The 17,566-nt window shown below is 63.2% G+C and carries 18 protein-coding genes and 1 tRNA gene; 5 read left to right on the top strand and 14 right to left on the bottom strand.

Annotation, left to right across the window (positions count from 1 at the left end):
- Positions 1–13: 13 nt before the first annotated feature.
- The 3 genes from coaE to DELCS14_RS05585 all read left to right on the top strand — a co-directional run bounded on the left by coaE (position 14) and on the right by DELCS14_RS05585 (position 1,751).
- Entirely contained in the window at positions 14–658 is a 645-nt protein-coding gene (gene coaE, locus DELCS14_RS05595) for a dephospho-CoA kinase (protein ID WP_013800817.1), read from the top strand.
- An 89-nt stretch (positions 659–747) separates the two neighbouring features.
- Positions 748–1,503, top strand: a complete 756-nt coding sequence (zapD, locus tag DELCS14_RS05590) for a cell division protein ZapD (RefSeq protein ID WP_012207290.1) — start codon at positions 748–750, stop codon at positions 1,501–1,503.
- Between the two features lie 17 nt (positions 1,504–1,520).
- Complete coding sequence (locus DELCS14_RS05585; RefSeq protein WP_085929076.1) at positions 1,521–1,751, top strand: DNA gyrase inhibitor YacG; 231 nt, start codon at positions 1,521–1,523, stop codon at positions 1,749–1,751.
- Positions 1,752–1,761: 10 nt separating this feature from the next.
- Here DELCS14_RS05585 and DELCS14_RS05580 read toward each other — a convergent pair whose 3' ends face one another.
- From DELCS14_RS05580 to secA, 4 genes are all read right to left on the bottom strand, one after another.
- A complete protein-coding gene (locus DELCS14_RS05580) occupies positions 1,762–2,280 on the bottom strand; it encodes an NUDIX domain-containing protein (protein ID WP_012207292.1) in 519 nt (172 codons plus the stop codon).
- Between the two features lie 50 nt (positions 2,281–2,330).
- Positions 2,331–3,287: an ATP-binding protein gene (locus DELCS14_RS05575; RefSeq protein ID WP_013800815.1), complete on the bottom strand. Its 957-nt coding sequence runs from the start codon at positions 3,285–3,287 to the stop codon at positions 2,331–2,333.
- 165 nt (positions 3,288–3,452) lie between these two features.
- A complete protein-coding gene (gene argJ, locus DELCS14_RS05570; RefSeq protein ID WP_013800814.1) occupies positions 3,453–4,685 on the bottom strand; it encodes a bifunctional glutamate N-acetyltransferase/amino-acid acetyltransferase ArgJ in 1,233 nt (410 codons plus the stop codon).
- Between the two features lie 150 nt (positions 4,686–4,835).
- On the bottom strand, positions 4,836–7,583 hold the full coding sequence (gene secA / locus DELCS14_RS05565; RefSeq protein WP_013800813.1) for a preprotein translocase subunit SecA: 2,748 nt from the start codon (positions 7,581–7,583) through the stop codon (positions 4,836–4,838).
- A gap of 311 nt (positions 7,584–7,894) precedes the next feature.
- Between secA and DELCS14_RS05560 the strand changes: the two genes are divergently transcribed.
- Complete coding sequence (locus tag DELCS14_RS05560) at positions 7,895–8,200, top strand: hypothetical protein (RefSeq protein WP_034396930.1); 306 nt, start codon at positions 7,895–7,897, stop codon at positions 8,198–8,200.
- A gap of 69 nt (positions 8,201–8,269) precedes the next feature.
- On the opposite strand, the gene DELCS14_RS05555 is transcribed toward DELCS14_RS05560, so the two are convergent.
- From DELCS14_RS05555 to petA, 6 genes are all read right to left on the bottom strand, one after another.
- Positions 8,270–8,345, bottom strand: a tRNA-Thr gene (locus DELCS14_RS05555).
- A gap of 98 nt (positions 8,346–8,443) precedes the next feature.
- The gene (locus tag DELCS14_RS05550; RefSeq protein WP_013800812.1) at positions 8,444–8,980 is read right to left on the bottom strand and encodes a ClpXP protease specificity-enhancing factor; all 537 of its coding nucleotides are present in this window, start codon (positions 8,978–8,980) and stop codon (positions 8,444–8,446) included.
- A 101-nt stretch (positions 8,981–9,081) separates the two neighbouring features.
- Entirely contained in the window at positions 9,082–9,693 is a 612-nt protein-coding gene (locus DELCS14_RS05545; protein WP_012207298.1) for a glutathione S-transferase N-terminal domain-containing protein, read from the bottom strand.
- Positions 9,694–9,796: 103 nt separating this feature from the next.
- A complete protein-coding gene (locus DELCS14_RS05540) occupies positions 9,797–10,552 on the bottom strand; it encodes a cytochrome c1 (RefSeq protein WP_012207299.1) in 756 nt (251 codons plus the stop codon).
- A 17-nt stretch (positions 10,553–10,569) separates the two neighbouring features.
- Positions 10,570–11,985, bottom strand: coding sequence for a cytochrome bc complex cytochrome b subunit (locus tag DELCS14_RS05535; protein WP_013800811.1), 1,416 nt, complete (start codon positions 11,983–11,985; stop codon positions 10,570–10,572).
- A gap of 14 nt (positions 11,986–11,999) precedes the next feature.
- The gene (gene petA, locus DELCS14_RS05530) at positions 12,000–12,596 is read right to left on the bottom strand and encodes a ubiquinol-cytochrome c reductase iron-sulfur subunit (RefSeq protein ID WP_012207301.1); all 597 of its coding nucleotides are present in this window, start codon (positions 12,594–12,596) and stop codon (positions 12,000–12,002) included.
- 149 nt (positions 12,597–12,745) lie between these two features.
- Between petA and mscL the strand changes: the two genes are divergently transcribed.
- Positions 12,746–13,174, top strand: a complete 429-nt coding sequence (mscL, locus tag DELCS14_RS05525; protein WP_012207302.1) for a large conductance mechanosensitive channel protein MscL — start codon at positions 12,746–12,748, stop codon at positions 13,172–13,174.
- 92 nt (positions 13,175–13,266) lie between these two features.
- On the opposite strand, the gene pdxA is transcribed toward mscL, so the two are convergent.
- The 4 genes from pdxA to DELCS14_RS30385 all read right to left on the bottom strand — a co-directional run bounded on the left by pdxA (position 13,267) and on the right by DELCS14_RS30385 (position 17,486).
- Positions 13,267–14,328 (bottom strand): 4-hydroxythreonine-4-phosphate dehydrogenase PdxA, encoded by a 1,062-nt coding sequence (gene pdxA / locus DELCS14_RS05520; protein WP_013800810.1) that lies wholly within the window; start codon positions 14,326–14,328, stop codon positions 13,267–13,269.
- A 101-nt stretch (positions 14,329–14,429) separates the two neighbouring features.
- Complete coding sequence (locus tag DELCS14_RS05515; protein WP_013800809.1) at positions 14,430–15,188, bottom strand: Nif3-like dinuclear metal center hexameric protein; 759 nt, start codon at positions 15,186–15,188, stop codon at positions 14,430–14,432.
- Between the two features lie 74 nt (positions 15,189–15,262).
- On the bottom strand, positions 15,263–16,588 hold the full coding sequence (locus tag DELCS14_RS05510) for an MFS transporter (protein ID WP_013800808.1): 1,326 nt from the start codon (positions 16,586–16,588) through the stop codon (positions 15,263–15,265).
- 574 nt (positions 16,589–17,162) lie between these two features.
- Positions 17,163–17,486, bottom strand: coding sequence for a hypothetical protein (locus DELCS14_RS30385; RefSeq protein WP_157158239.1), 324 nt, complete (start codon positions 17,484–17,486; stop codon positions 17,163–17,165).
- Positions 17,487–17,566: the final 80 nt, after the last annotated feature.

The raw sequence follows: 17,566 nt of genomic DNA, 5'->3' as shown, positions 1-17,566 counted from the left end.
CCGACACTGCGGCATGGAATCCAGCAACGCCCCGCCCCCACGTCCGCACCCGCGCCCTTTCCGGCTGGGCCTGACCGGCGGCATCGGCAGCGGCAAGAGCACCGTGGCCGCACAGCTTGCCTTGCGCGGAGCAAGCATCATCGATGCCGACCAGATCTCGCGCAGCCTCACCGCACCGGCAGGTGCCGCATTGCCCGAGATTGCGCGCAGCTTCGGACCTGAACTGATCGATGCGAACGGTGCTCTGGACCGTGCGCGCATGCGCAAACTGGTCTTCCAGCAGCCTGCCGCACGCCAGCAGCTGGAAGCCATCATCCACCCTCTGGTGGCTCGGCAAACGGCCCTTGAAGTCCAGCAGGCCACCGATGCCGGATGCGCGCTCATCGTGCATGACATCCCGCTGCTTGTGGAGTCCGGCCGCTGGCCTGCCCTGCTCGATGCCGTGCTGGTCGTGGACTGCCGCACGGAAACACAGATCGCACGCGTCATGGCCCGCAACGAATTGCCCCGCGATGCCGTGCAAGCCATCATCGCCGCCCAGGCCACCCGCGCGGCACGGCTGGCGGCAGCCGACTGGGTGCTCTACAACGACGAAGCCATGACGATAGAGGCTTTGCACGCATGCACCGATCGAATCTCGGCATGGTTCGGGCTATGATGCACGCCATGGCTTGGCCTGTGCGTGTAATTCAGCATGTGCACGACGTAGACAGCTGATTCCTGAGCACCCCGAGGAGCCCAGCAAGCGTGATCCTGTACGAATATCCCTTCAATGAGCGCCTGAGGACCTACCTCAGGCTGGAGCAGCTGTATCGCCGCCTGGGCGAGTTGCTGTCGCGCGCTCATTCCATAGATCACCATTTCGCGCTGGTCACCATCTTCGAGATCATGGACGTGGCAGCACGCACCGACCTGAAGACGGACGTGCTCAAGGACCTCGAACGCCACAAAAGCCTGCTTGACAGCCTGCGCGGCAACCCCGATATCGCCGAGCACATGCTCGACCAGGTGTCCCGCCATGTGGAGCAGTGCTTTGCCCAGCTCAATGCCCAGAACGGAAAGGCCGGCCAGTCCCTGACCGACAACGAATGGCTGATGGCCGTGCGCAGCCGCATCGGTATCCCTGGCGGCACCTGCGGTTTCGATTTGCCGGCCTATCACGCCTGGCAGTTCCATGACCCCCAGGTGCGACTGCGTGATCTGGAGGACTGGGCCAGCACACTGACCCCGCTGGGTCAGTCGCTGCAGCTGCTGCTCAAGATGCTGCGCGAAACCGGCGTGCCGCAATGGGTGGCCGCAGAAAAGGGCGTGTTCCAGCAGGCCATGCCGCCCGGTCGCAGCTTTCAGCTGCTGCGCCTTCGCATAGACCCGGCATTGAATCTTGTTCCGGAAATCAGCGGCAACCGCCTGCTGGTTTCAGTGCGCCTGCTTCGCCCCGAGAGCGGCGCCAAACCCCAGCCTTGCAGCGAAGATGCCTCGTTCGAGGTCACGCTTTGCAGCTGATGGAAAAGACTGCCGGCATGTCCACGCAAGCCACGCCCTCTACCGATGCATCATCCGCAGGGCCCACGGTGCGCTGCCCGACCTGCAGCGGCCCCAGCCTGTTCGCGCCGGCCAACCGCTTTCGACCCTTTTGCAGCGAGCGCTGCTACCAGATCGACCTGGGCGCCTGGGCCAACGAGGAATTCCGCGTGCCTGCGCCCATGCCTCCCGAGGATTCGCCCTTCGGCGATCCTCGTACTGAACCCTGATCAGGCCTGATCAGACTTTCGGTTGGCCTGCCTCGTAGAAGCCGGCATCAAAAGGCAGCCCGCGTTCCTCGCTGAGCCATTGCAGCACCGGATAGGCGCCAGGCAGCACCGGCTGCACCTGCAGCGGAAGTTGCTGCCAGGCCATCTGCTGGCCTTCTCGCATCTCGAACTCCCCGCTCCAACGCGTGATCTTGCACCAGTGCAGGCGCACCAGGGCATGCGGATAGTCATGCTCGGTCACCTTCCAGACGGGGGCTGCTGCGATCTCGACGCCCAGCTCTTCCTGAAGCTCGCGACGCAATGCCTGCTCCACGGTCTCGCCGGATTCGATCTTCCCGCCAGGGAACTCCCAATAGCCGGCATAGGGCTTGCCAGGCGGCCGGCTGGTGATCAGCAGCGCGCCATCGGACTCGCGCAGGAGCACGCCAACGGCGACTTCGGTGTGCTTGCGCTGGGCCGGCGCTTGAGACGGCGGTTGAGACTGGGCAGCATCGGCGCCGGCGTTCAGAGAGATTTCTTTTTCAGTCACTTGATCTTTCGCAAAAAACCGCCCGGCCCCAAGGCCGGGCAGCAGGCTTGTCAGAGCTCGGCCTCTTCGGCCAGCCCTTGGACATCGGCGATGCCGGTCTGGCGCTGGTTCGGGCGCTCGGCGCGGCCCGCATAGTCACGGGCGAACTGATGGGCCACACGGCCGCTGCGCGAGCCACGCTCCAGCGCCCAGACCAGGGCCTCAGGACGCGCGGCCTCGATCGTGGCCTGGTCCAGTCCCAGGGCCTCCAGCCATTGCGCCACCACGCGCAGGTACTCGTCTTGGCTGAAGGGATAGAAGCTCACCCACAGGCCGAAGCGCTCGGACAGGGAGATCTTTTCCTCAATCACCTCGCCGGGATGCAGCTCCCCATCCTCGCCGCGCTGGTAGGTCAGATTCTCGGACTGGTACTCCGGCAGCAGATGGCGGCGATTGCTGGTCGCATAGACCAGCACGTTCGGGCTGGCGGCGCTGACCGATCCATCCAGAATGGACTTCAGGGCCTTGTAGCCAGGCTCGCCTTCCTCAAAGCTCAGATCATCGCAATAGATGATGAACTTCTCGGGCCGGCCGGCCACCACATCGACGATGTCGGGCAGGTCGGTCAGATCGGCCTTGTCCACCTCAATCAGGCGCAGCCCCTGCGCAGCAAAGGCATGCAGGCAGGCTCGGATCAGCGAGGATTTGCCCGTGCCGCGCGCGCCGGTGAGCAGCACGTTGTTGGCCGTGCGGCCGGTCACGAACTGCTCGGTGTTGCGCGCAATCTTGTCCTTTTGCACATCGATGTTCTGCAGGTCGGACAGTTGCATGGCGCCGACGTGGCGCACGGGCTCCAGCAAACCGCAGCCGTTGGCGCGCTTGCGATAGCGCCAGGCGATGGCGGTATTCCAGTCTGCGGGGGATTGCAGCGGCTGGGGCAGGATGGCCTCGATGCGCTGCATCAGCTGCTCGGCGCGCTGCACGAGTTGCAGCAAGGGGGCGGCGACGGCTTCTGTGGGCAATGTCATGGATGTCTCTCGAATACGGATCTCACGGCCACCGACGCTGGATATGCCCGGGAATCGAGATGGATCTCATGCCAACGCCAGAGCTTTTGCGCGCCGGCCGCCATTGAAAGCTGGCAGCAGCCAGGCACAAGGCCTGCGGCTGCCGGCGGCACGGTGGGTGGAGAGTCAGGAGCGGTAGTCGGCGTTGATGCTCACGTAGTCGTGGCTCAGATCGCAGGTCCACACGGTCTGCTCGGCCTCCCCTCGGCCCAGTAGCACGCGCACGATGATCTCCTGCTGCTTCATCACGCGCTGGCCGTCTTCCTCCTGATAGGCAGGGTTGCGGCCGCCATTGACTGCGACATGCACATCGTTCAGGTACAGGTCGATCTTGGTCTGGTCCAGATCGTCGATGCTAGCATAGCCAACCGCCGCGAGGATGCGGCCCAGGTTCGGGTCGCTGGCAAAGAACGCCGTCTTGACCAGGGGCGAATGCGCGATGGAGTACGCCACCAGGCGGCACTCGGCCTCGGTCTTGCCACCCTCCACCTTGATAGTGATGAACTTGGTGGCGCCTTCGCCGTCGCGCACGATGGCCTGGGCCAGCAAACGCGACACATCCAGCAATGCAGCCTTCAGGGCCTGGCCTTCGGCGCTGGTCAGCGAAGTGATCTGCGCATTGCCGGCCTTGTGCGTGGCCACCAGCACAAAGGAATCGTTGGTCGACGTGTCGCCGTCGATGGTCACACGGTTGAACGAGCCGTCGGCCAGTTCCTTGACCAGGGGCTGCAGCAGCTCGGGAGCGATGGCCGCATCGGTGGCCAGAAAGCCCAGCATGGTCGCCATGTTGGGGCGGATCATGCCCGCGCCCTTGCTGATGCCGGTGATGCTCACGCGCTTGCCGCCAATGTCCACGGCCCGGCTGAAGGCCTTGGGCAGCGTGTCGGTGGTCATGATGCCCTCGGCAGCCGTGCCCCAGTTGTCGGCCTTGGCTGCGGCAATGGCGGCCGGCAGGCCGGCTGCAATGCGGTCCACAGGCAGCTCTTCCATGATCACGCCAGTGGAGAACGGCAGGATCTGCTCGGGCTTGAGCTGCAGCAGCGCTGCCAGATCTGCGCAGGTACGGCGCGCACGTGCCAGGCCGTCGGCGCCGGTGCCTGCATTGGCATTGCCTGTGTTGATGACCATGGCACGGATGGCGCCCGCTGTCTGAACCAGATGCTCGCGGCTGACCTGCACAGGCGCTGCGCAGAAACGGTTCTGTGTGAACACGCCAGCCACCGAAGCGCCCTCGTCGAGCAGGAACACGGACAGGTCCTTGCGGTTGGCCTTGCGCACACCGGCTTCGGTGACGCCGATGCGAACGCCGTCGATCGCCAACAGGTCGGCGTGCACGGGAGCGGAGAGATTCACAGGCATTGAGGGGCTTCCTACAGTGAAAGAAAAACGCGCTCCATTATCGGAACAAACCGGAGCGGCACGTATTTCATCGACCTTAAAAAAGAAAACGGCACGGAGTGCATCCGTGCCGTTTTCCGTGTCTTGCGGTGTCTTACGACGCCCGCCGCATCACGACAGCTTGCCGTGGCACTGCTTGTACTTCTTGCCGCTGCCGCAGGGGCAGGGATCATTGCGGCCCACGCGAGCGCCTTCGGGCAGCTCCAGCGGCTCGTCTTCGACGGAGCCACCGATGTCGCCATCCGACGGAGCGCCATAGGTCATGTGCTCCAGGCTGTGGGCGCTGCGCTGCTCCAGGGCCTCGGTGGCCTGCTCCACCTGTTCGCGCGACTGCACCTGCACGGTCATCAGCACGCGTGTGACTTCGGTCTTGACCTGGTCGATGAGCTGGCGGAACAGCTCGAAGGCCTCGCGCTTGTATTCCTGCTTGGGCTGCTTTTGCGCATAGCCGCGCAGGTGGATGCCCTGGCGCAGATAGTCGAGTGCAGACAGGTGGTCACGCCAGTTGGTGTCGAAGCTTTGCAGCAGGACGGCGCGCTGGAATTGCGTGAAGTTCTCGCGGCCGATCAGCTCGACCTTGGCATCGAACACTTCGCGGGCGGCCTGCAGCACCTTTTCGAGGATTTCCTCGTCGGTGATGGCGTGCGCGGACTGCACCTGCGACTGCAGCGGCAGCTGGATGCGCCATTCGCTTTCCAGCGCCTTTTCCAGACCGGCCAGATCCCACTGCTCTTCCATGGACTCGGCAGGAACGTACTGGCGCACCAGATCGGACACCACGTCGTCGCGCATCACCGTGATCATCTCGTACAGGTCCGAGGCGTCGAGGATCTCGTTGCGCTGCTGGTAGATCACCTTGCGCTGGTCGTTGGACACGTCGTCGTATTCGAGCAGCTGCTTGCGGATGTCGAAGTTGCGGGCCTCGACCTTGCGCTGCGCGCCTTCGATGGAGCGGGTCACGATGCCGGCTTCGATGGCTTCGCCATCGGGCATCTTCAGGCGGTCCATGATGGCGCGCACACGGTCGCCCGCGAAGATGCGCATCAGCGCATCGTCCAGGCTCAGGTAGAAACGCGAGGAGCCGGGGTCGCCCTGGCGGCCCGAACGGCCACGCAGCTGGTTGTCGATACGGCGCGATTCATGGCGCTCGGTGGCGATGATGCGCAGGCCACCCAGGGCCGAGACCTTGTCGTGCTCGATCTTCCAGTCGGCGCGCATTTGTTCGATGCGCTGCTGGCGTTCGGCTTCGGACAGGGATTCATCGGCCTCGACAGCAGCCACCTGCTTTTCGATGTTGCCGCCCAGCACGATGTCGGTACCGCGGCCGGCCATGTTGGTGGCGATGGTGATCATGCCGGGACGACCGGCCTGGGCCACGATGTCGGCCTCGCGCTCGTGCTGCTTGGCGTTGAGCACCTGGTGGGGCAGGTTTTCCTTGTTGAGCAGCTCGTCGATGATTTCGGAGTTCTCAATCGAAGTCGTGCCCACCAGCACGGGCTGGCCGCGCTCATGGCATTCACGGATATCGCGGATCGCCGCCTCGTACTTCTCGCGCGTGGTCTTGTAGACACGGTCGAGCTGGTCGTCGCGCTTGCTGGGACGGTTGGGCGGAATCACCATGGTCTCGAGACCATAGATTTCCTGGAATTCATAGGCCTCGGTATCGGCCGTGCCCGTCATGCCAGCCAGCTTGCCGTAGAGACGGAAGTAGTTCTGGAAGGTGATCGAGGCCATGGTCTGATTCTCGGCCTGGATGGTCACGCCTTCCTTGGCCTCGACCGCCTGGTGCAGGCCGTCGCTCCAGCGCCGGCCAGCCATCAGGCGGCCCGTGAACTCGTCAACGATGACGATCTCGCCGTTCTGCACCACATAGTGCTGGTCACGGTGGTAGAGGTTGTTGGCACGCAGCGCCGCGTAGAGATGGTGGACCAGGGTGATGTTGGCCGGGTCGTACAGCGAGGCGCCCTCGGCAATCATGCCGGCGTGGCCCAGCAGGCGCTCTGCGGCCTCGTAGCCCTGGTCGGTCAGGAACACCTGGTGGCTCTTCTCGTCCACGGTGAAGTCGCCGGGCTTGGTCACGCCTTCGCCGGTGCGCGGGTCGGCCTCGCCTTCCTGGCGCACCAGGTTGGGAACGATCTTGTTCATGGCCACGTACATGGCCGTGTGGTCTTCGGCCTGGCCGCTGATGATCAGCGGCGTGCGGGCCTCATCGATCAGGATGGAGTCCACCTCGTCGACGATGGCGTAGTTGAGCACGCGCTGAACACGGTCGCCCGACTCGTAGACCATGTTGTCGCGCAGGTAGTCGAAGCCGTATTCGTTGTTGGTGCCGTAGGTGATGTCGCTGTTGTAGGCGGCCTGCTTTTCCTCGCGCGGCATGTTGGGCAGGTTGATGCCCACCGACAGTCCGAGGAAGTTGTACAGCTTGGCCATCCAGGTCGCATCGCGATTGGCCAGATAGTCGTTCACGGTCACCACGTGCACGCCATTGCCCGAAAGTGCGTTCAGGTAGACCGGCAGCGTGGCGGTCAGCGTCTTGCCTTCGCCGGTGCGCATTTCGGCGATCTTGCCGTAGTGCAGCGCCATGCCGCCCAGCAGTTGAACGTCGAAGTGGCGCATCTTCATGACGCGCTTGGAGCCCTCGCGCACCACGGCGAAGGCTTCGGGCAGCAGGTCGTCCAGCGACTCGCCCTTGGCCACACGTTCCTTGAACTCCTGCGTCTTTGCACGCAGAGCCTCGTCGCTGAGCTTCTCGTAGTCGGGCTCCATCGCATTGATGCGAACAACCGTCTTGCGGTATTGCTTGAGAAGCCGATCGTTTCGGCTGCCGAATAGTTTGGTGAGGAAGTTGGTGGCCATGCGAAAAAGACACACCGCCGCCCGCTGAAGCGGACTGCGGTGTGCCTGGAATCCCTAGATTGTTGGATTTCAGATGGGGCCGCTCCACCTGCCTGCAAGTGCTCTTCTGAAGAACACATGCGACCGGGCCGAAGCGAGAACCGAACAATTGATTCTAACTGCCTCTGTCCAACCCTCTCTCAGGCAGGCCGACGCATGCAGCCGCACAGCCCCGAACCCGAATCCCCGGACCCGCGCCACCCCGCAGATGCTGCTATAACGACCCTCCGGGCCGGCGCATGCCAACGCTGCCAGTCCAGCCCTTCAAGCCCATGACCTTCACACGCCGCCACCACGCCGTCACCGCCCTGCACGCCGTCGAGAACTCGCCCACGCTGGCGCGGCTCGCACAGCTCACCCGGGACTCCAGCAATCGCCTGACGGCCATCCTGCCCCTGGTGCCGCCGCTGCTGCGCGCCAGCCTGCAGGCAGGCCCCATCGAGGGCAGCACCTGGTGCCTGCTGGTGCGAAACAATGCAGCCGCCGCCAAGATCCGCCAGTTGCTGCCCGCCATGGCCGCCCACCTGCGCACCAAGGGATGGGATGTGACCGAGATCCGGCTCAAAGTGCAGGCCTGATCGGCCGCTGAAACAAACGCGGCCGGAAATGAAGAAGGCAATGAAAAAAGGCCTCCGAAGGAGACCTTTTGGTGCCGGTTGTCGGATTCGAACTGACGACCTACCGCTTACAAGGCGGGTGCTCTACCAACTGAGCTAAACCGGCGAAGCACGAATTCTAGCGCAGAAAAAGACCGCTTCAGCCGTTCCCGGCGTCTGCGAACACGCTTGCGCGCGTGATCGCAGGCCCGGGATACGAAAAACCTACTTCACCAGCTTCAGCGAGGGCCGCGTGCCCGAGGGCGGCGGCGTGCGCGGGGGCTCTTCATCATCGCCCTCGTTCTGGATACTCACCAGTTGCACCACGCGTTCGTCGGCAGTTGGCTCGGCCGACACTTCAGCAACTGCGTCCTGCGACACAGGCTCATCGGATTCCTGCTCGACCGAAACTTCGTTGTCGTTGTCGTTGTCGGCATCCGACTCCGGCGCCGGGAAAGCCATGCCTTGGCCGGTCTCCCGTGCGTAGATGGCCATCACCTGCTCGACAGGCACCATGATTTCGCGTGGCTTGCCGCCGAAGCGGGCCGTGAAGCTGATGAAGTCATTGCCCATCTGCAGGCCGCTGGTGGCGTCGTAGCTGACGTTGAGCACGATCTCGCCGTCGCGCACAAACTCGCGCGGCACCTGCACGTTGCGGTCCACGCGCACTGCGATGTGGGGTGTGAAGCCGTTGTCGGTGCACCACTCGTACAGGGCCCGGATCAGGTAGGGGCGGGTGGAAGTTGCTTCGGGGGCAGTCATGACGATCCCAGGAAAAGAGTGGTCGTAATACGAAAACGGGCAGGATGGCGACCGGTTGACCGCCTTCCCTGCCCGCGCAATCAGTCGTCAACCGATGCGAATTACTTGCGCATCACCTTCTCGGAAGGCGTCAGCGCTTCGATGTAGGCAGGGCGCGAGAAGATGCGCTCGGCGTACTTGAGCAGCGGGGCGGCGTTCTTGGACACCTCGATGCCGTAGTAGTCCAGGCGCCACAGCAGCGGGGCAATGGCCACGTCCAGCATGGAGAAGTTCTCGCCCAGCATGTACTTGTTCTTGAGGAACACGGGAGCCAGTTGCGTCAGGCGGTCGCGGATGTGGGCGCGCGCCTTTTCGATGGCCTTTTCGTTGCCCTTGACGTTGCGCTCCTCGAGCGTGCTCACGTGCACGAACAGTTCCTTCTCGAAGTTCAGCAGGAACAGGCGCACGCGGGCGCGGTCCACCGGGTCGCCGGGCATCAGTTGGGGATGCGGGAAGCGCTCGTCGATGTACTCGTTGATGATGTTCGATTCGTACAGGATCAGGTCGCGCTCGACCAGGATGGGCACCTGGCCGTACGGGTTCATCACGCTGATGTCTTCAGGCTTGCTGAACAGGTCCACATCGCGGATCTCGAAGTCCATGCCTTTTTCGAACAGGACGAAACGGCAACGGTGTGAAAAGGGGCAGGTCGTTCCCGAATAAAGCACCATCATGGTGGAGGCTCCTAAAAATCAAAAAGAGTGGGTCGCTCGCGGCGCCCACTCTGCACACAGTTCAGCCGCGCAATCGCTTGCACGACCTTCTGCAGTCACGGTTTTATTTGACGTCTTTCCAGAACGCGGCGTTGAGGCGCCATGCAATGAAGATGAAGACCGCCAGGAAAAGCAGCACGCCCACGCCAATGCGGATGCGGCTGTTCTGTGCCGGCTCACCCATCCATTGCAGGTAGTTCACCAGATCGCCAACTGCCTGATCGTACTGCACTGGGCTCATGGAGCCGGGAGAGACCTGCTCCCACCCCTTGAAAACCTGGGTCTTCACGCCGTGCTCTTCGGCTTCTTCGAAGATGGCACGGCGCTCGCCCTGCAGTTGCCACAGTGCATGGGGCATGCCCACGCTGGGGAAGGCCAGGTTGTTCCAGCCCGTGGCCTTGGTGTCATCGCGGTAGAAGGTGCGCAGGAAGGTGTAGAGGTAGTCGGCGCCCGTGCCGTTGTGGCCTGCGCGCGAGCGCGCGATCACCGTCAGATCCGGCGGATTGGCACCGAACCACTCCTTGGCTTCCTTCGGGTTGATGGCCGCCTTCATGGTCTCGCCCACCTTGTCGGTGGTGAACAGCAGGTTGTCCTTGATTTCCTGCTCGGTCAGCCCGATGTCCTGCAGCCGGTTGAAGCGCATGAATGCGGCCGAGTGGCAGCTCAGGCAGTAGTTGACGAACAGCTTGGCGCCGTTTTGCAGCGATGCCGTGTCATTGGTCTTGCCCGGGGCCTTGTCCCAGGCGATGCCGCCTTCGGAAGCCTGTGCACCGGTCATGATGCCCAGGGCCGCGATCAACGTGAGAATCAGTTTCTTCATTGTTGTTCTCTCCAGCTTCAGTGCGGCTTGAACGTCACACGATCGGGAACGGGTTTGGTCTTGCCCAGGCGGCTCCACCAGGGCATCAGCAGGAAGAAGCCGAAGTAGAACAGCGTTCCGACCTGGGACACGCGCTCGCCGATGGGCGAAGGCGGCTGCACACCGAGATAGGCCAGGATCACGAAGTTGATCACGAAGATGCCGTAGAGGTACTTGTGCCAGCTCGGACGGTAGCGAATGGACTTGACCGGGCTGCAATCGAGCCAGGGCAGCGCGAACAGGATGATCACGGCGCCACCCATCACCAGCACGCCCCAGAACTTGGCGTCGATGGACAGCATCATGGCGATGACGCCCAGGGCCACGATGGCGACCACGCCCTTGACGGCGGCCGGCAGGCGCGACTTGAGCACGCCAAAGCCCGCACCCAGCAACACGCAGGCGATCAGCACATACATCATCTCGCTGGTGATGGCACGCAGCATCGAGTAGAACGGCGTGAAGTACCAGACCGGCGCAATGTGCGAAGGCGTCTTCAGCGGATCGGCCGGAATGAAGTTGTTGTACTCCAGGAAGTAGCCGCCGAACTCGGGCGCGAAGAACACCACGGCCGAGAACAGGAACAGGAACACCGTCACGCCGAAGATGTCGTGCACCGTGTAGTAGGGATGAAAGGGGATGCCGTCCAGCGGATGGCCCTTGGCGTCCTTGGGCGCGTTGGGGCCCTTGATCTCGATGCCGTCCGGATTGTTGGAGCCCACGTCGTGCAGCGCCAGCAAGTGGGCCACGACCAGGCCCAGCAGCACCAGGGGCACGGCGATCACGTGGAAGCTGAAGAAGCGGTTGAGCGTGGCATCGCCCACCACATAGTCACCACGGATCAGCAGCGCCAGGTCAGGGCCGATGAAGGGGATCGCCGAGAACAGGTTCACGATCACCTGGGCGCCCCAGTACGACATCTGGCCCCAGGGCAGCAGGTAGCCCATGAAGGCCTCGGCCATCAGCACCAGGAAGATGGCGCAGCCGAAGATCCAGACCAGTTCGCGCGGCTTGCGGTACGAACCGTACAGAAGGCCGCGGAACATGTGCAGATAGACCACGACGAAGAAGGCCGACGCGCCCGTGGAGTGCATGTAGCGGATCAGCCAGCCCCAGGGCACATCGCGCATGATGTACTCGACCGAGGCGAACGCCTTCTCGGCGTCCGGCTTGTAGTGCATCACCAGGAAGATGCCGGTGACGATCTGGATCACCAGCACCAGCAGTGCCAGCGAGCCGAAGATGTACCAGAAGTTGAAGTTCTTCGGAGCGTAGTACTCCGACATGTGCACACGGTAGGCGTCGAAAGCCGTTGGAAAACGGTTCTCGAACCAGTTCGTGAGCTTGGCGCCCGCAGGCGCGTTCGGATCGATGTCCTTGAATTCGTGGGCCATTGTTCTTGTCTCCCTCAAGCCTTGTCTTCACCGATGAGGAGCTTGGTCTCCGACAGGTACATGTGCGGTGGCACCTGCAGGTTGTCGGGGGCCGGCTTGTTCTTGAAGACACGGCCAGCCATGTCAAAGGTCGAGCCATGGCAGGGGCACAGGAAGCCGCCCTTCCAGTCATTGGGCAGCGAAGGCTGCGCGCCGGGCTGGAACTTGTCGGAAGGCGAGCAGCCCAGGTGCGTGCAGATGCCGACGACGACCAGCACTTCGGGCTTGATCGAGCGGGCTTCATTCATCGCGTAGGGCGGCGTGAACTCTTCAGGGTGGCGCTTGGACTGGGGATCGGCCAGCTGGCTGTCCAGCTCGGGCAGTTCCTTGATCTGTTCCGGCGTGCGCTTGATGATCCAGACTGGCTTGCCGCGCCACTCGACCGTGAGCTTCTCGCCGTCCTTGAGTGCGGAGATATCGACCTCCACTGCAGCCCCGGCGGCCTTGGCCTTCTCGGATGGCTGGAAGGTGCTCACGAACGGGACGGCTGTCGCCACGCCGCCCACCGCGCCAGCACACGCCGACGTGATGATCCACGTCCGCTTGCTGGAGTCGATTGGAGTGTCACTCATGGGGTTCCTCGAACTACGTCGCTTGAGTTGGGGTCAACAATAAATTGTAGCGGGGCGAGTATGGTTATTCCATACCGACTCCGACATTGACAGGCTCCAAAGCCGCGCAATACTGCGCTATCTCAAACTCTTTCCAGATGGAGCCAGCCATGGGCATGATGCAGGAATTTCGTGAGTTCGCAGTTAAGGGAAACGTGGTAGATCTCGCCGTGGGCGTCATCATCGGCGGAGCGTTTGGCAAAATCGTCGATTCCGTGGTAAACGACCTGATCATGCCGGTCGTTGGCCTGGTTTTCGGCAAGCTGGACTTCTCCAATCTGTTCGTCGTGCTGGGCAGCGTGCCCCCCGGAACAGCGATGACGCTCGATGCCCTCAAGAAGGCCGGCGTCCCCGTATTTGCCTATGGGAACTTCATCACGGTGGCGGTGAATTTCATCATCCTGGCCTTCATCATTTTCATGATGGTCAAGCAGATCAACCGCCTGCGCCGCGAGGCCCCGGCCGCCCCCGCGCCGGCCCCCGTCACACCTGAAGACATCGTGCTGCTGCGCGAGATTCGCGACAGCCTCAAGCGCTGAAATCCGTGTTTTGACGCAAATCAAAACGCCCGTGGCATGGTTGCCACGGGCGTTTTCCATTACTGCAGATCCCCGGTGCTTGGGCTAGCCATTCAAGCCGCCAATTTGCGCGCCATTCGCACGGACTCAATCAGGCTGCTCGCCTCTGCAAGGCCCTGCCCCGCAATATCAAAAGCCGTGCCGTGGTCCGGACTGGTGCGCACCAGCGGCAGCCCCAATGTGACATTCACGCCCTTTTCCACGCCCAGGTACTTCACGGGAATCAGTCCCTGGTCGTGGTACATGGCCAGCACCACGTCGAACTCACCGGGGTGGCCGGGCGCATTGCGGGCGCGCATGAACACCGTATCGGGCGCAAAAGGTCCATGGGCGTCCAGGCCCTCGGCGCGCGCCTGGGCGATGGCCGGGGCAATGATCTCCACCTCCTCGCTGCCGAACAGGCCGCCCTCGCCCGCATGCGGGTTCAGCCCTGCCACACCGATCCGCGGCGGGCGGCCCAGGCTGCGCGACAAGGCCTCATGCGTGATGCGCAAGGTCTGCAGCAGGTTGTCCTTCGTTACCGCATCGATCGCCTTGCGCAGCGAGGTATGGATGCTGACCAGCACCGTGCGCAGCTCATCGTTGGCCAGCATCATGCGCACCGGCATGCGGTCAAGGCCCACACCCGCATGCTGCGCAGCCTCGAACTGCAGCAGCTCGGTATGACCAGGAAAGTCCACGCCCGCAGCATGCAGCGCCTCCTTGTGCAGGGGCGCCGTCACAAGAGCCGCGATCTCGCCGCGCAAGGCAGCCCGCGCAGCCCAGACCACGCAGCGCGCAGCCGCGTCACCGGCGCTGGCACTCACCTGGCCCCAGGGCGCAGGACCGGGCAGCCCGGGCAGCTCCAGCAAAGGGATGCAATGGGGCGGCACCTGCCACAGTTGCTCAGCCGACTCGATGACGGCCACGGGCATGGGAATGGCGTTGTCGCCATCGCGCGCACGCGCCGCCACGGCGGCTGCCCGGCGCAGCGTCTGCAACTCGCCGACGACGAAGCAGCCGCGCATCTGCTCGGGCGCGCCCATGAACGCCTTGGCGATGGTCTCGGGCCCCACCCCGGCAGAGTCGCCCTGGGTGATGGCCATCAAGGTCGTGGACTGTGTGGAATCAGGCATTTTCAGTATCCGGATCAGGCAAGCCGGTCATTCGCGCCGCGCTTGCAGCAAAAGGCCTCGCCCCCTGGGCGGGCCAATAGTGGGCCACTAACAGGCCAGCATCAGGCCGGATTGTCGATCTCGATGAAACGGTGCTCCAGCCCCAGCCCCAGCTCCAATGCCACCTGCCCCGCCAGGGCCGGCGCACCATAGCGCTCGGTCGCATGGTGGCCGGCAGCCAGGAAGGCCACGCCCGTCTCGCGCGCCAGGTGCGCCTGCGGCTCGGAAATCTCGCCCGTGATGAAGGCATCGGCCCCAGCGGCAATCGCGGCCTCGAAGAAACCTTGCGCGCCGCCCGTGCACCAGGCAATGCGGCGAATGGGGCGCAGTCGCTCTCCTCCCACGCAGACAGGCGTGCGCCCCAGCGCCTGCTCCACATGCCTGCCCAGCGCCGCCGCGTCGGCAAACTCCGCCGCGGCCATCCAGCCCAGGTTCTGCTCGCCAAACGTTGCCTGGCCCTCAAGCCCCAGCTGCACGCCCAGTTGCGCGTTGTTGCCCCATTGCGGATGGGCATCCAGCGGAAGATGGTAGGCAAAGAGGTTGATGTCGTGGGCCAGCAGCAGGCGGATGCGCTCCTTGAGCCAGCCCGTGATGCGGCCATCCATGCCGCGCCAGAACAGGCCGTGGTGCACGAAGATGGCATCGGCCTGCGCCTCGATGGCCGCCTCGATCAGCGCGCGGCTGGCCGTCACCCCGCTGACGATGCGGCGGATCTCGCCGCGCCCCTCCACCTGCAGGCCGTTGGGACCATAGTCCTTGAAGCGCTCGGGCTGCAGCAAACCGTCGAAGTGGGCCAGGAGTTCTTGTCGCGTGGTGCTCATGAAAGGATTGTCAGCGATCCATGCGGCGCCCAAGAAAAAGGGCAGCCATGCTGCCCTTCATTCCACTGCCAAGCTCAGCCGCGCCTGGGTTGCCAACCACGGCAGGCCAGGGGCCAGAAGCCGATGGCCGCGCCCAGGATGCCCATGGCCGCCACATAGTGGGCCGGCGCCATCACATCCACCTGCTGCCACACGGACACCAGCATGGGCGTCATGCCGCCGAACACCGCATAGGCCATGTTGTAGGCAAAGGACAGGCCCGTGAAACGCACCTCGGCCGGGAAAGCGCGCACGCCCACCACCGGCAGCAGCGCAATGCTGCCCACGAAAAAGCCCACCAGCGCATAGCTCCACACCAGCGAGGACGCCGTGCCCGGCAGGTTCAGATAGAACACATAGGCCGTCACCGTCATGCCCAGCCAGCCCGCGACCATGGCCACACGCGTGCCCATACGGTCGGACAGCCAGCCCCAGAACACGCAGCCCAGCGTCAGCGTCACCGTGGCCACGGCGTTGGCCTTCATGGCCAGGGCCGCGTCGATGTGGAAGACCTTCTGCAGATAGGCCGGCGTGAACAGCACCACCACCACGATGGCCGTGGACAGCACCCAGGTCATCAGCGCCACCAGCACGCAGGCCTGGCGGTGGTCGCGCACGATGGTCTTGAGCGGCAGTTCGCGGTCGGCCTGCTTGCGTGCCATCAGCTCCTGGAAGATGGGTGTCTCGTGCAGGAACTTGCGCAGGTAGACCGAAACCAGGCCAAACACGCCGCCCAGGATGAAGGGCATGCGCCAGGCCCAGTCGTGGATCTCCTCGGCGCTGTAGGTGCTGTTGAGCCAGACACCGATGATGGAGCCCAGGAAAATGCCGCCCGTGATGCCCGAAGTCAGCGAGCCGATGGCAAAGCCATAGTGCCGCGCCGGCGCATGCTCGGCCACGAAGACCCAGGCGCCCGGCATCTCGCCGCCAATGGCCGCGCCCTGCAGCACGCGCATGGCCAGCAGCAAAATCGGCGCGGCAATGCCGATGGAGGCATAGGTGGGAAGCAGGCCGATCACCAGCGTGGGCACGGCCATCAGGAAGATGGACAGCGTGAACATCTTCTTGCGGCCCAGGATGTCGCCAAAGTGCGCAATCAGAATGCCGCCGATGGGCCGCGCCAGGTAGCCCGCCGCAAAAATGCCCAGCGTCTGCAGCTGGCGCAGCCAGTCCGGCATCTCGGCCGGGAAGAACAGCTTTCCGATGACGTTGGCAAAGAAAACGAAAACGACGAAGTCGTAGAACTCCAGGGTGCCGCCCAGGGCCGACAGGCCCAGGGTCTTGTAGTCCTGTCGGTTGAGAGGACGTGCGGTCGCAACAGCAGGGGCCATGCCCGGCTGCGCTTGGTCAAGCGTAGTCATGGTTTTTTTCCAGGGGTCGAACAGCAGGACGGCGCGGTGGATGCCACGGCAACGGATGAGCGTGCAGCGGCAGATCGTTCTGCAAGACTTCGGGATCGGAGGACTTGGCTCTCTCTTGGGGCCGGCTTGTGGGCCGGCGCAACAGCGAACGCGGCGTGGCGCAGTCGTCGGGGGATTCTAGGGTTTGTACTGTAGCTGTGTGGGGAGCGCGGCTTTGGCGCCGTTGGGCGCAACATCACGGCGGAGCGTCTACCCGCTCTGGCGTATGGGTCATGGGCGGGCGGGCTGGCAGGCGCGCAAACGCTCTTCAACGGTGCAGCGCTTGCATCGCGCAAGCCAGATTGGATCGATCGTTCATAACCCTTGCGGCGCTTGTTGCGGAACGAAGGCATGAAGCCTTTTCATCGGTCCTGGATCGTTTTCCTGCATAAGCCCCTCAGACTTTGTCCGCGAAAAGGAATGCCGCTCAGGCCAATCCTGTTTTTCGGGCGTGAACAGGCTGCTGCGTGAGCATCTGGTTCGCTGATCACCGCCACTCACCGACACAGCCATTTCCGATGAAGGGTCGCAGCCGTCAACTCTCACTGTTCAAGAAATGCAACTCCACCGATTCCGGCGGGACGCAAAAACTATGGCCCACATATTCACCGTAATCTTCAAATTGAACTGCAGAACCGAATCCCAGCCAAATATAGCCATGGGCATCAATGCTTTCAACACAAGCTATCCTGCCAATGTATGACAGCATTTCCAACTGTTCATCACTGGGAAGATCTTTCAGCAGCCAGGCAGGCACACTCAACAGCCGGACATGGTTACCGATATCTATCGGACATTTTTCATCAGCCGCCATCGAAACGTCCTGCTTTCTCGCAATAGATTTTTGACTCAAATTCAAGATATCGAGAAATTCTCAGCAATCAGTTGCCGATATTTTTCATGGGAATATCTCATTTGCAAAATCTCATCGTTATTGAA

Source organism: Delftia sp. Cs1-4 (assembly GCF_000214395.1).
In the GTDB taxonomy this organism is placed as follows: Bacteria; Pseudomonadota; Gammaproteobacteria; order Burkholderiales; family Burkholderiaceae_C; genus Comamonas; species Comamonas acidovorans.
Note: the sequence above shows the minus strand (reverse complement) of the source record. Positions and strands in the feature narration are given on the sequence as shown.